Annotated in this window: 12 protein-coding genes and 1 riboswitch; of the genes, 5 read left to right on the top strand and 7 right to left on the bottom strand. The window is 65.1% G+C overall.

Features of this window, described 5'->3' with window-relative positions:
- Positions 1–138: 138 nt before the first annotated feature.
- The 7 genes from nrdG to J7I12_RS05650 all read right to left on the bottom strand — a co-directional run bounded on the left by nrdG (position 139) and on the right by J7I12_RS05650 (position 7,317).
- Positions 139–651, bottom strand: a complete 513-nt coding sequence (nrdG, locus tag J7I12_RS05680; RefSeq protein WP_118230047.1) for an anaerobic ribonucleoside-triphosphate reductase activating protein — start codon at positions 649–651, stop codon at positions 139–141.
- The gene (nrdD, locus tag J7I12_RS05675; RefSeq protein WP_118230048.1) at positions 644–814 is read right to left on the bottom strand and encodes an anaerobic ribonucleoside-triphosphate reductase; all 171 of its coding nucleotides are present in this window, start codon (positions 812–814) and stop codon (positions 644–646) included. Before nrdD ends, nrdG begins: the two co-directional genes overlap by 8 nt.
- An 80-nt stretch (positions 815–894) precedes the next feature.
- Positions 895–3,147: an anaerobic ribonucleoside triphosphate reductase gene (locus J7I12_RS05670; RefSeq protein ID WP_498794125.1), complete on the bottom strand. Its 2,253-nt coding sequence runs from the start codon at positions 3,145–3,147 to the stop codon at positions 895–897.
- A gap of 118 nt (positions 3,148–3,265) precedes the next feature.
- Positions 3,266–3,445, bottom strand: a riboswitch (cobalamin riboswitch).
- Between the two features lie 580 nt (positions 3,446–4,025).
- Positions 4,026–4,772 (bottom strand): 6-phosphogluconolactonase, encoded by a 747-nt coding sequence (gene pgl / locus J7I12_RS05665; protein WP_118230050.1) that lies wholly within the window; start codon positions 4,770–4,772, stop codon positions 4,026–4,028.
- A gap of 230 nt (positions 4,773–5,002) precedes the next feature.
- On the bottom strand, positions 5,003–6,082 hold the full coding sequence (locus J7I12_RS05660; protein ID WP_498794124.1) for a translation initiation factor IF-2: 1,080 nt from the start codon (positions 6,080–6,082) through the stop codon (positions 5,003–5,005).
- Complete coding sequence (locus J7I12_RS05655) at positions 6,079–6,843, bottom strand: class I SAM-dependent methyltransferase (protein ID WP_118230052.1); 765 nt, start codon at positions 6,841–6,843, stop codon at positions 6,079–6,081. The genes J7I12_RS05660 and J7I12_RS05655 overlap by 4 nt, the downstream gene beginning before the upstream one ends.
- A 93-nt stretch (positions 6,844–6,936) precedes the next feature.
- The gene (locus J7I12_RS05650) at positions 6,937–7,317 is read right to left on the bottom strand and encodes a RidA family protein (protein WP_288908229.1); all 381 of its coding nucleotides are present in this window, start codon (positions 7,315–7,317) and stop codon (positions 6,937–6,939) included.
- 222 nt (positions 7,318–7,539) lie between these two features.
- On the opposite strand from J7I12_RS05650, the gene ettA reads away from it, so the two are divergent.
- From ettA to J7I12_RS05625, 5 genes are all read left to right on the top strand, one after another.
- Complete coding sequence (gene ettA / locus J7I12_RS05645; RefSeq protein ID WP_118230054.1) at positions 7,540–9,222, top strand: energy-dependent translational throttle protein EttA; 1,683 nt, start codon at positions 7,540–7,542, stop codon at positions 9,220–9,222.
- A gap of 43 nt (positions 9,223–9,265) precedes the next feature.
- The gene (locus J7I12_RS05640) at positions 9,266–10,834 is read left to right on the top strand and encodes a DUF4139 domain-containing protein (RefSeq protein ID WP_302549020.1); all 1,569 of its coding nucleotides are present in this window, start codon (positions 9,266–9,268) and stop codon (positions 10,832–10,834) included.
- Between the two features lie 9 nt (positions 10,835–10,843).
- A complete protein-coding gene (locus tag J7I12_RS05635; RefSeq protein ID WP_302549021.1) occupies positions 10,844–11,881 on the top strand; it encodes a polysaccharide deacetylase family protein in 1,038 nt (345 codons plus the stop codon).
- Positions 11,882–11,999: 118 nt separating this feature from the next.
- Positions 12,000–12,683: an HAD hydrolase-like protein gene (locus tag J7I12_RS05630; protein ID WP_242621248.1), complete on the top strand. Its 684-nt coding sequence runs from the start codon at positions 12,000–12,002 to the stop codon at positions 12,681–12,683.
- 90 nt (positions 12,684–12,773) lie between these two features.
- Positions 12,774–13,175 (top strand): DUF488 domain-containing protein, encoded by a 402-nt coding sequence (locus J7I12_RS05625; protein ID WP_118230058.1) that lies wholly within the window; start codon positions 12,774–12,776, stop codon positions 13,173–13,175.
- Positions 13,176–13,207 lie beyond the last annotated feature (32 nt).

Raw genomic sequence — 13,207 nt, 5'->3', positions numbered from 1 at the left:
CGCGCTCTTGCTGTTTTCCGTTCAGGGGGATGCCTGCAGCGCTGAGGAGAAAAGTTTTTTGAAGGATGGGGGGCGTGGGGGGAAGGGAACTTTTGTTCACAAAAGTTCCCTTCCCCCCACAAAATCCAAATTTCCCCCTTACAGCTTCGCCGCCAGGCGGGCGCGGGCGGCGTGGTCCAGGAGGCGTTGGTTGGAGCTGCCGCGGAACTGGAGTTCCAGGTCGCGCAGTTCTTCCACATAGGGGCCGTCGATGAGCAGGTCGGTGAGGTCCAGGAGGCGGGCCGTCCAGGGGTCGGCGGCGGCGCGGCGGTGGAGTTCTTCAAAGGTGTAGCCCGTGAAGGTGACCACGGATTTGCCCAGGGCGTGGGCGCCGGCGGCCACGGGACAGAGGGCGTTGGCCTGGCAGAAGGGTTCGCCGCCGGAGAGGGTGACGCCGGCCAGTAGGGGATTTTGGCCCATCTGGTCGAGGGCGGCTTCGGCGGTGAAGAGGAAGCCGCCCTCAAAGCTGTGGGTCTGGGGGTTATGGCAGCCTTTGCAATGGTGCGGGCACCCCTGGGTAAAGAGCACATAGCGCAGCCCCGGCCCGTCCACTATGGATTCCTCCACAATGCCGGAGAGGCGTAGGGGCTGCGCTGCGTGTGGTTCAGGCATGCTTGACACGGTCGCGTTCTTCGGCGCGTTTGGCGTTGTTGAAGCGGTCGAGGGTGCCCACGAGGTAACCGGTGATGCGGCGGGTGCGTTCAAAGCCCAGGCCCTGGCCCACGAGTTTCTGGGCGGGTTTTACTTCCTCGAACAAGCGCGATTTCATCAGCATATGTATTCTCCTTGGTCTGCACTAAGGGTGAGGGTAGGGTATGTGCGTCCCCTGGGCCCTGCCCGGAGGGGACGGCCGCATCAGTCCCAATGGGGCATGTGCGGGTATTTTCTGCGCAGTTGGTTGAGCTTATCAAGGCTTACGCCCTCGCCTTCTTTGCGGCCGCAACGGGGGCAGCAATCGTTGATGACGCCCACGTAGCCGCAGACGGGGTCGCGGTCCAGGGGGTGGTTGATGGAGCCGTAGCCCACGCCCTGGTCGTGCATGTAGCGAATGATGCTTTCAAAGGCTTCGGGGTTTTTGCAGGTGTCGCCGTCCAGTTCCACATAAGTGATGTGGCCGGCGTTGGTCATGGCATGGTAAGGGGCTTCAATCTGGATTTTTTTGAAGGCCTTGATGGGGAAGTACACGGGTACATGGAAGGAATTGGTGTAGTAGTCCCTGTCTGTAATGCCGGGGATGCTGCCGTAGCGGGCTTTGTCCAGGGCCACGAAGCGGCCGCTGAGGCTTTCGGCCGGGGTGGCGATGAGGGTGAAGTTGAGGCCGGTTTTTTCCGACTCCTGGTCGCAGCGCTGACGCATGCGGCCGATGATTTTGAGGCCCAGGGCCTGGGCGTCTTCGCTTTCGCCGTGGTGCACGCCCATGAGGGCCTTGAGGGTTTCGGCCAGGCCGATAAAGCCGATGGTGAGGGTGCCGTGCTTAAGCACTTCGCCGATGCTGTCGTCCCAGTCCAGTTTGTCCGAATCGATCCAGATGCCTTCTCCCATGAGGAAGGGGTAGTTGCGGACTTTTTTGGCGCACTGGATTTTGAAGCGGTGCAGCAGTTGGCGGAAGACCAGGTCGATTTTGTCGTCCAGCAGGGCGAAGAAGCGGTCCACATCGCCGTGGGCTTCGAGGCCCAGACGGGGCAGGTTGACGGAAGTGAAGCTGAGGTTGCCGCGGCCGCAGGTGGTCTGGCGATCTTTGTCGTGCACGTTGCCGAGCACGCGGGTGCGGCAGCCCATGTAGGCTACTTCGGTGTTGTAGTCGCCCGCTTTGTAGTACTGCAGGTTGTAGGGCGCGTCCAGAAAGCTGAAGTTGGGGAAGAGTCGCAGGGCGGAAACCTCCATGGCCAGCTTGAAAAGATCGTAGTTGGGGTCTTGCGGATTATAGTTGACGCCTTCCTTGACCTTGAAGATCTGCACGGGGAAGATGGAGGTTTCGCCGTTGCCGAGGCCCGCCTTGGTGGCCAGCAGCAGGTTTCTGGTGGTCATGCGGCCTTCGGCGGAAACGTCGGTGCCGTAGTTGATGGAACTGAAGGGCACCTGCGCGCCGGCGCGGGAGTTCATGGTGTTGAGGTTGTGGATGAGGGCTTCCATGGCCTGGTAGGTGCGGCGGTCGGTATAGCGCAGGGCCTCTTGTGCGGCGTAGGCGTGGGCCTTGGCCAGCATTTCGGCCTGGTCCGGCGCAGCCGCGGCCATGCGGCGGCCGTAGTCCTCAATGGAGCCCATGCGGGGGCCTTCGCCCAGCCCGGTCTGGAGGGTCTCCACCAGCTCGCGGGCCGCTTCGGCGTCCAGCCCGGCGGCAATGCGCACATAGGCGCGCAGGGCGCGGCTGTATTCCTTGCGAAAGGTTTTGATAATGCCGCCAGCCATGGCAAAGTCGAAGTGGGGCACGCTCTGGCCGCCGTGCATTTCGTTCTGGTTGGCCTGGATGGCGATGCAGGCCAGGGCTGAGTAGCTTTCAATGGAATTGGGCTCGCGCAGGTAGCCGTGCCCTGTGGAAAAGCCGTTTTTGAACAGGGGGATGAGGTCTATCTGGCAGCACGTTTCCGTGAGCATGTAAAAATCTTTGTCATGGATGTGGATATCGCCGTTGATGTGGGCGGCCGAGGCGTCCTTGGGCAGGATGTAGTTGTCGATAAAGAATTTGGAGCCCTCGGAGCCGTACTTGAGCATGGTGCCCATGGCCGTGTCGCCGTCGATATTGGCGTTTTCGCGCTTGATGTCCTCTTTGAGGGCCGGGGAATAGGTCAGCTTTTTATAGATGTCCATGAGATACGTTTCCGCATTGCGGATTTTCGTATGCTCGGCGCGGTAGAGGATGTAGGCCTTGGCGGTTTTGGCGTAGTCGTACTGAATGAGGCTTTCTTCCACCACGTCCTGGATTTCTTCCACATGTTTGAGGTCGCGGTCTTCCAGTTTTTTGCAGACCTTTTCCGTCACGAAAAGCAGGTCCGTGGGGGACATGTCCTCCCCGCCCACGGCCTTGTTGGCTTTGGTAATGGCGTTAAGAATTTTGACCGAATCAAACGGCACTTCCGTGCCGTCACGTTTGATGATGCAGGCGGGCATGCACACGCTCCCAAATGAATGAGCCATGAAAAAAGTCCGGTCCGCATGGTGCGGGCGGGAGGAAGAGCTCCCCGCCGTGACGGCTCTTCTTCGCCTCTGGCAAAGGCCCGTTGCCAGGGGGGATAGTGGGTTGAAAGCAGGTCTTCCGGCTTGCCGGCCGCCCTTCGGCCTTCCCGGAAAAAATCCAGTGGCGCACGAGGAAAGGCGGCGTTTACAGCGGCTTACGGCGGCGGGTCCGCTCCCGCTTTACACGGGATTCCCTATTAAGCTCACGAGCGCTTTCAATGTCTAGAAAGTTTCAAAAGAATACCGTTCTGTCAATGCAGGTCCGCAAAAAAGCCTTCCAAGGCTCAAAGGAACAGTGTTGTTTCTTTGATAATTTTTTTTGCGTCCATAGTCTTGTTCGTTCTTGCACAAAAAACGGGGCGGGTTTGGGGACCGCCCCTGTGTCTGCGGTTGTTTTGGGGCCGCAGGCAAAAATCCTTTTGACAGGGAGCACCATAGCGCGACGGAGCGGGTTTTTCAAGGCTGCGGCATGTGCGGCAAACCCGCGCCCCGCGCCAACTTCTTCAGTAATATATGGAAAATATTTGATTATTTTTTTTGAATCTGGAAGGTGGTGCGTCCGCCAAGGTCTTGTTGGGCGGTCTGTGTATGGGGGCTCTGCAAGCCCGGCGGGCGTTGCGTGGCGGCCGGAAGCAGCCTTCCGGCCCGGTTCCGTTGTACGGGACGGCACTGACCGGCACCGGCGGTGGGGCCGTAAGAGGCGACAGGTCCAAAGGGGTTGGCCAGGGAGGTTGGCCAGAAGGGTTGCGCGAGGGTGGGGGCCGGAAGGGGCCGGTTGCGGCCCCTTCCGTTATTTTTGTGCGGCAATGAGGCTACGCGCCCGTGGCGGCCGCTTCGTCCACAACCCAGATCAGGTCGCCGAAGCCTGGCCGGACCATCTGGGCGGGCAGCGTGGGCTGGGCCAGCAGGTTGAGGGCGCGGGAGAGCACGTCGTGTTTTTCGCCGCCCGTAACCAGGAACATGCAGCAGCGGGCATTGTTGATGACCGGCAGGGTCAGGGTGAGCCGGTCGGCCTTGCGTTCCGGCACATACTGGTCAATGACCAGGCGCTTGCGTTCGGCCAGCGCCGGAGAGTTGGGGAAGATGGAGCCCGTGTGCCCGTCTTCGCCCATGCCCAGCAGCATGAAGTCAAAGCGGGGCAGATCCTGCGGGCCCAGGCTGAAGTCCGTGCGCAGCAGCTGTTCGTATTTGCGGGCGGCCTCCACGGGATCTTCTTCGCCGCGCATGCGGAAAAAGTGGGTGGCGGGCACATGCCCCAGCAGTTCGCGGCGGGCCAGGCCATAGTTGCTGTCCTGGTGTTCGGGGCTGACGCAGCGTTCGTCCACCCAGAAGAAGGTCATTTTGTCCCAGGGCAGGCGGTCGGCCCAGTCCCGGCCTGAAAGCAGGCGAAAGAGGGGGATGGGCGTCTGCCCGCCCGAAAGGGCGATTTTGAACACGCCCCGCTCGGCCACGGCTTCTTCGCAGGCTGCGGCCAGAATGTGGGCCGCGCGTTCGGCCATGGCGGCCGGGTCTTTATGGATGTGCACCGTCAGGTGGATGGAACGGCTGAGGCCCGACATGTTGACAGCTCCTTGAAAATTTGATTGTTGCCGGGGGCTTTCCTGCGCGGCGGCGGTAAGGGCCCGGCGCGCCGGGCGGCATGGAGTATGGCACAGAAGCCAGCGGGAGGAAAGTCGCGCTGCCCCGCCTTTAAAAATAAAAGCCGCGTTCCGTCCGCTCCGTCAGGGTGGCCCGCCCCGGTGACGGGCCGGCGTCCTCTCTGCGGCAATGGGGCGACGCGCACCCGCGATCAGCGCAGTTCTTCCTCCTGGTCCGGCAGATCCGTGATATGCAGCACCTCGCCGTTGGCCAGGCCTAAGGTCTTCCAGATAGGCCTGCAGGTCAGTGCGCCCGCCGCGCGCACTTTCTGCCCCGTGGGGCTTGCGGCGTCCAGTTCTATGGTCCAGCGGTGGTCCAGGGCTTCGCCGGGGGGGGTGGGCTGTACGACGTTGCACTGGCGGCGCAGCAGTTCCCGCCCGTCCAGATCCAGCACCGCAGCCTCAAAATTCATGTTGTTGACGCGCGTGGCGCCGTTGTTGCGGGCCCGCAGGTGCAGCACCAGCAGCAGCGTCTTGCCGTCCGAAAGCGTACCCGCCTCGGCCGTGCAGTCCTGAATGGGAAAATCCTGGTAAAAACGCGCGGTAACGGCGGCGTTTTTTTCCTCCACCTTCTTGCGTCGGGCCGCCATGCGTTCCAGCTGCGCGGCGCGGAACTCCCGCACCAGTTGAGCGCTGTTGACAATACGGCGGATTTTCCAGCTCTCCACAGGGGTGCGCTCCAGTTCTATAAGCAGGGTAAACGTGCGGTCCAGCAGAGGGTGGTGCACGGTGGCCCGCACCAGGGCGACGGTATCGCCCGCTGTCTGCAGGCTGCAGCTCGCGGCCAGCTGGGTGTAAAAGTCCTGCGGCAGCACATAGAGCGGCGTTTTCAGCCGCTGGGCCAGGTCCGGAGTTTCCTTTAGGGGCTCTTCCTTGATCCGGGCCTGGCGGAGCAGCGCCGTCTGGATCAGGTCGCTCAGGTCGGTGATCTGTGCCGGCCCCGGCCGCGCGAAGGGATAGCTCTGCGCCGCCACCACGGCCAGCTGGTTGCCCAGAGCGTTGAAATCCACCAGGTTGGCCAGGGCCGACAGGTCTGCCGGGTGCAGGGCGCCCTTTAATTCTTCAAAGGCATGCGCGGCCGTCTGACGGAACTGCCAGTAATTCCAACCGATATAGCCGCCCAGGGCCGTCACCAGCACCGTAAGCGCAATGGTCAGGGGCAGAAGGTGCCGCCGCACAACGGCGGCGGCATCGTGGACAAAAGCCGGAGGCGACAGGTGGGGCAGCTTCATGGTGTGCGCGTCCGGGGGTTGGAGGGCAGGGACGTGCGGGGGCCATATTCCATAACCGGTTCCGGCCTGGGCAGGCGGCCGGGCTTGAGCCGCAAAGGCAGAGGCGTGACGCGGCCGGGCGGGGCCAGGTCCAGGCGGATGACGCCCCAGGCCCCCAGGGGCAGCCAGCGTGGGCCAGAGCCGCGTTGTACGGCCTCGCAGCAGCCCCCTCGCCAGAAGCCGCGCGGCAGGACCAGGGCGCTGCCGCCGTGCAGGCGCCCCGCAGCCAGCCTGCGCATCTGGCGCCACAGCGACCACCAGCAGCGGGCCGTGCCGGGCCAGGGCTGTTTGCGTCCCGTAAGACGGTGCACGGCGTAGGCCGGTGAGGCTGCATTCCAGAAGGTTACGGCCAGCCCGCGGGCCGTGACGCGCAGGGCTTCGGCCAGCATTGGGGCCGTGTCGGCCAGGGCTGCCGCGTCCAGGTGCAGTACGCACCAGTGGAAAGCGTCGTTCTCAAAGGGCAGGTGGTCGGCGGCGGCGGCCAGCACTTCCACACGCGGGCCCAGGCGGGCGCAGGCCGCAGCCCGCAGTTCCGGGGCGCGTTCTGTGGCGGTGACGTCAAAGCCGCAGTTCCAGAGCAGGGGCAAAAAAACGCCGTCGCCGCAGTTGACCTCCAGCAGCTGGTGTTCCCGGCGTGGCCAGACGGCCAGACTGTGCTGGAGAAGGTCTTTCTGGGCGTTGCGCACAAAGCCGCGCGCGGGCGCTGCGTCCAAAGATTTCATCGCTGCCGCCTTGCTGGTCCCTGTAGGCCATACTGCCGCAGTATGGGGCACGCGGGGCCAAATGGCAAGCCCCGCGCGCGGCCGCAGAGCCCCCTACAGAGCGGCCACGGCCTCTATTTCTACCTGTGCGCCCAGGGGCAGGGCGGCCACCTGCACGCAGGAGCGGGCCGGGCAGGGCGCGGTGAAATATTGCTTGTAGACTTCGTTAACAGCGCCAAAGTCCTTCATATCTGTAATGAACACCGTGGTTTTGACCACCTGGGCGGCGTCGAGCCCGCGCGCCTTGAGCAGGGCCAGGACGTTTTTGCAGGCCTGGGCCGTCTGGGCGGCCACGTCGCCTTCCGCCAGTTTGCCGGTGGCGGGGTCCAGGGGGATCTGGCCCGAAAGAAACATCAGTCCGCCCGCGCAGACGGCCTGACTGTACGGCCCCACGGCGGCGGGGGCTGCGGCGGTGCTGACCACTTCCTTGTTCATAGTGTGTTCCTTGCTGCAAAAGGGTATGTCCTGCGGGCGCTGCCAACGCGCTTCGGCCCGATGGGGTCGGGTCGCCACGGCCCGCCATCGTCCAAGAGTCGCACAGCCCGGCGCGGGAGTCAAAGCTCCGGCGGCCTTGAAAAAGCGCGCGCCTGCGGCTATGGTCGGCAAAACCGCTGCCGCGCCCGTGCGGACGGCGGATGACGGAAAACAGGGAGCATCATGAGCAACGAACCGGACAAGATCATCTATTCCATGATCCGCGTCAGCAAACGCCACGGCCAACGCGAAGTATTGAAGGATATTTCCCTTTCCTACTTCTACGGGGCCAAGATCGGCGTGCTGGGGCTCAACGGAGCGGGCAAATCCAGCCTGCTGAAAATTCTGGCGGGGGTGGACCAGGCCTTTGAGGGCAAGACCGTGCTGGCCCCGGGCTACAGCCTGGGCTACCTGGAGCAGGAACCTCTGGCCGGTGAAACGCGCACCGTGCGCGCAGTGGTGGAAGAGGGCGCGGCCGACCTGGTAGCCATTGCCCGCGAATTTGAAGAAATCAATGCTCGTTTCGCCGAACCTATGGAACCGGAGGAAATGGACGCCCTCATCGCCCGTCAGGCGCAGGTGCAGGAGCTCATGGACGCCAAAAACGTCTGGGATCTGGATTCCCGGCTGGAAATGGCCATGGACGCCCTGCGCTGCCCCCCCGGCGATATGCCCGTGGACCGCATCTCCGGCGGCGAGCGCCGTCGCGTAGCCCTTTGCCGGCTGCTGCTGCAGAACCCCGACATTTTGCTGCTGGACGAACCCACCAACCACCTGGACGCGGCCTCGGTGGCCTGGCTGGAGCGCTATCTTTCGTCCTTCCCCGGCACGGTCATTGCCGTGACCCACGACCGGTATTTTCTGGACAACGTGGCGGGCTGGATTCTGGAGCTGGACCGGGGCCGGGGCATCCCCTGGAAGGGCAACTATTCCTCATGGCTGGAGCAGAAGCAGAAGCGCCTGGCCAATGAGGACAAAACCGAGGCCCAGCGCCAGAAAACGCTGCAGCGCGAACTGGAATGGGTGCGCATGTCGCCCAAGGGGCGGCACGCCAAGGGCAAGGCCCGGCTCAATGCCTACGAGGCTATGCTCTCCCACGAAAGCGAACGCCGCGCGCCCGACCTTGAAATTTACATTCCGCCGGGACCGCGCCTGGGCAAGAGCGTCATTGAGCTGGATGGCGTGCGTAAAAGTCTGGGCGACCGGGTGCTTATGGACGGGCTTACGGCCGTCATCCCGCCGGGAGCCATTGTGGGCATTGTGGGGCCCAACGGCGCGGGCAAGACCACGCTTTTCAACATGCTGGCCGGACGGGAACAGCCCGATGCCGGCACGTTGCGCGTGGGCGAAAGCGTGCGCTTCGCCTATGTGGACCAGGGACGGGAATCCCTTACCCCCGGCAAGACCGTGTACGAGCTCATCAGTGAAGGCCGCGAAACCGTGACCCTGGGCGGCCGCGAGGTCAACGCCAGGGCTTATTGCACGCGCTTCAACTTCCACGGCGCGGACCAGCAGAAAAAGGTGGACGTGCTCTCCGGCGGAGAGCGCAACCGTCTGCACCTGGCGCGCATGCTCAAATCCGGGGCCAACGTGCTGCTGCTGGACGAACCCACCAATGATATTGACGTGAACACCATGCGCGCCCTGGAAGACGCCCTGGACAACTTCGCGGGCTGCGTGCTGGTCATCAGCCACGACCGCTGGTTCCTGGACCGCGTGGCCACGCACATCATGGCCTTTGAAGATAATGCCGAAGTAGTCTTTTTTGAAGGCAACTACACGGACTATGAGGACGACCGGCGTAAGCGCCTTGGTAAGGAAGCGGACACGCCCCACCGTCCCAAGTTCCGCAAGCTGACCCGCTGAGCTTCGGGCGCGGCCCGGACCGGCGGCGTACAGGAGAAACGTCATGACCCACCTGTTCCCCTCACAAAGGCCCGGCAACGGTCGCGCCCGCTCCCCGCTGGGCCGCATTGCGTGCGGCCTGGCCGCGCTGCTCCTCTGGGCCGCACCCGCCTTTGCCGTGGAAAGCCCCACGGCCCCCACGCCGCCCGCCAGCGTGCTGTTGTCGCCTTCCGGCGCACTGCTGGAGGTGGCGCATACGGCCCCCGTCCTTACAGAGAATGGCCGCAGCGTGCTGCAGTTCGTCCTGCCCGGCGGCGCGCGGGATCTGGACGTGCGCGTGCCTGGGCAGGTGCTGACCAGCTGGAGTACGAGCCCCTTGCCGCTGGCGACCGGCGGCGCGCTGGGCAAACAGCGGGCGGAACTGGAACACGGCGTGCGCGCGCTGGCCGGCAAGCTGGAGGCCGTCAAGGCTCGGCTGGCCCTCTGGCAGGGCGACACGCGCGGCCTTTCCGTGCAGGAATTGGCCGAACGCGACAAGCGCCTGAGTGATACCCTGCCCAACCTGTCTTATGAAAAGGCCGATCTGGAATACCGTCTGACCCTGGCGCAAGAGGCTCTTAAGCAACTGCCCCAGGCTCCGGATCTGGGGCAGCTGGTGTCCGTGGTCCTGCAGTCGCCGGTGAGCGAAACGGCCCTGCCCGTGCGCTACAGCTACAGCCTTCCCAATTGCGGCTGGCGGCCCGTGTATACCTTTGAAGCCACGCCAGACGCGGTCAGGGACGCCAAGACAAAGGTGCGTCTGCTGGCCGAAGTTTGGCAGTATTCCGGCATGGACTGGAGCAAAGCCCGGCTGACCCTGGCCAATGGCGCTGCCGGCCCGCGCGAACCCGCGCCCCTGCCGCGCTGGGTAGTGGAGGCCCGGCCCCAGCCCCAGCCTTTGGCCGCGCTCCGCACGGGCGAGACGCTGAGCTTTCCGGTGGTGGGGGCCGCCAAGGCGGACGCCGCCCCTGTGCGCCACGACGCGGGCGGGGTTTATGCCGTCTGGACGCCCAAAACCCCCGGCCTGGACCAGGGCAAGACGCGCCTGCTGCTGGCGGAGGACGTCTGGAAGACGCCCCTGCAGTGGGTGGCCCGGCCTACCGGCGGGCAGGGCCTGGTCTGGCTGCGGGCGCAGGCCACGCCCCCTGCGGGCACGGCCTGGCCCGACGGCGCGGCGGAATTTTTCATGGACGGGCAGCGGGTGGGCTCCGGCCTGTTCCAGCCGCGCGGCGCAACCACAGAACTCTTTTTCGGCCCGGACCCGCGCGTCAGCCTGCGCGTGACGGCAGACAGCCGGGGCCGCGGCGAAAGCGGCTTTGTAGGCAAGACCCGTACCTGGACCTGGGCCTGGACCTACGAAATCATCAACGCGCGTAAACAGGCCGTGCCCGTGCGGCTGGAACGCCCCCTGCCCGAAATTGTGGACAAGGACGTGCGCCTGAACACCAAAAACACCCCCCAGGCCAAGGAAGAACCCGCTGAACACCGGCTGGTCTGGGAGCTGGAAGCCCCTGCCGGGGGCAAGGCCACAGTGCGGCACGAACTGACCCTGAGCGCCCCGGCGGATATACCCCTCGCGCCGGTGGCCCCGTAGGCGACGTCCATGAAGGCGCTGGGGGCCGTGGCGGCGGTCCTGTGCACGTTCTTCTGGTCCGTTGCGGCGGGGGCTGCCCCTGTCGCCTCTGCCGCAACGGCCGGAGCGCCCGTGGCGGCGTCCCCTGCCGCGCCCGTCGTTGTTGACCCCTGGGCGGAACAGCCCTGGGATCAGCGTCGGGCTTTGCCCAATGACAGCCGTCCGCCGAAGCGGCGCGAGCCTTTGCACATGCTGCCGCCCCTGCCCACGGACCCCGCCGCCGTGGGCATGGTCCGGCGGGTGGCCTTGCCGGACGGGCCCAAGGTGGCGGCCCTGACCTTCGACCTTTGCGAGCTGGACACCGTCACCACGGGCTACAACGCGGCCATTATCAACTTTTTGCGGGCCGAAAAGCTGCCCGCCACATTGTTTATGGGCGGCAAATGGATGCGCACCCACGCCGCGCGGGTGCGGCAAGTGCTGACGGAGCCCTTGTTTGAGGTGGGCAACCATGCCTGGAGCCACGGCAATTTTGCCCTGCTTTCGCCGGAGGGCATGCGGGCGCAGGTGCTCTGGACCCAGGCGCAGTACGAGCTTTTGCGCGAAGACGCGCTGGCGGCGGCGCGGGCCGTCGGCGGCCCGCAGCCTTCCATCCCGCCCGTGCCCGTGCTCTTTCGGCTGCCCTATGGCCGCTGTTCGCCGCAGGCGCTGGACCTGCTGGCCGGGCTGGGGCTGACCATGGTACAGTGGGATGTGGTGGCCGAAGGGGGTGGGGACAACAGCGCGCCAAAGCAGGCGCTGGAAGTGGCCCGGCGGGTGCGTCCGGGGTCTATCCTGCTGTTCCATGCCAACCGTGTGCCCCACGGTTCGGCCGCGCTGCTGCGGGGCGTGGTGGCTGCCCTGCGAGCACAGGGCTACAGCTTTGTGACCGTGAGCCGACTGCTGCGCATGGGCGAGCCCCGGCGCACCACGGACGGCTATTTTACCGTGCCGGGGGATAATCACGCCCTGGATGGACGCTTCGGCGTGGACGGCACAGGGCGGCACACGCCCTTTACCGGACGTTGAGGCGGCCGGGGCGTGCAGCCCCCAATTCCTCGGCCCAATTTCTGCGGCCCGGTCCCGGCGGGCGCGCCCCTCTTGCGGCGTGGTCCTCCGGCCCATCCTGCCGCATCAGGAGAACATTGTGCGCAACCTTGCGACCTCCGGCCCGGAATCCTTGTGGCAGTATGTTTTTTTTGATCTGGACGGCACCGTCACCGCCTCCCACATGGGCATCATCCGCTCCGTGCAGTACGCCTTGCGGCAGATGGGGCGTCCCGTGCCGGAAGCGGAAGCCCTTATGCCGCTCATCGGCCCGCCTTTGCAGGAATCCTTCGGCAAGCTGTTGGGCGGGGATCCGGACCTGGCGCGGGAGGCCACCCGCCTGTATCGGGAATATTACACGGTTACGGGTATTTACGAAAATAAAGTCTATGACGGCGTGGAGGACCTGCTGCGCACCTTGCAGGAAGCCGGACGCATGCTCTGCCTGGCCACCTCCAAGCCGGAGCCTTTCGCCCGTCGCATTCTGCAGCATTTCGGCCTGGACGGTTATTTCAGCCAGGTGGCGGGCGCGGAGCTGGACGGCCGCCGCACGGGCAAGACGGAGGTGCTGCGTTACGCCGCCGCCCTTTGCGGCATGACGGACCCGGCCACGGGTCTTATGGTGGGCGACCGCAAATATGATGTGGCGGGTGCGCACAGCGTGGGCCTGGCCTGTGCGGGCGTGCTCTACGGCTACGGCAGCCGTGAAGAGCTGCAGGAAGCCGGCGCGGACTGGCTCTGCCCGGACCCGGCCTGTCTGCGTGAGCTGGTGCTGGGGCGCTGAGGCCGGAGGCGTGGTGGGGAGCGCGGCCCCGGTTCCGAGCGCCCGGACGCGGGCGGCAGAAAATGGCAGGATCCCTGCCCGGAGGAATGCATGGTGCAGATAACCCTTGCCCGCGTGTACGACCGGCCCGGTCCAGAAGCGGGCTTTCGCGTCCTGGTGGACAGGGTCTGGCCGCGCGGAGTGGCCCGCGTCGGCGCGCCCTGGGACGTGTGGCTCAAGGAGCTGGCCCCTTCTACGGCCCTGCGGCAGTGGTTCGCCCACGACCGGGCCCGGTGGGAGCCCTTCCAGGAGCGGTATTTTCAGGAGCTGGACGCCGACGCCCCAGCCCGCGCGGCCCTGGAAGAACTGCGGGGGCTGCTGGCCCGGCACGCCGCGCTGGTCCTGCTGTATGCGGCCAAGGATGTGGAGTGCAACAATGCCGTGGCCCTGCGGCGCTATCTGCAGGAACGCGGCGGCGATCAGGTTGCCGCCCACGGCGCGGCCTTGCCCTGAAGTCGCGCAGCGCAGAGTTCTTTTGTGCAAAA

This window comes from Desulfovibrio diazotrophicus, from assembly GCF_902498985.2.
In the GTDB taxonomy this organism is placed as follows: Bacteria; Desulfobacterota; Desulfovibrionia; order Desulfovibrionales; family Desulfovibrionaceae; genus Desulfovibrio; species Desulfovibrio legallii.
This window is presented reverse-complemented; position numbering and strand designations above follow the sequence as displayed.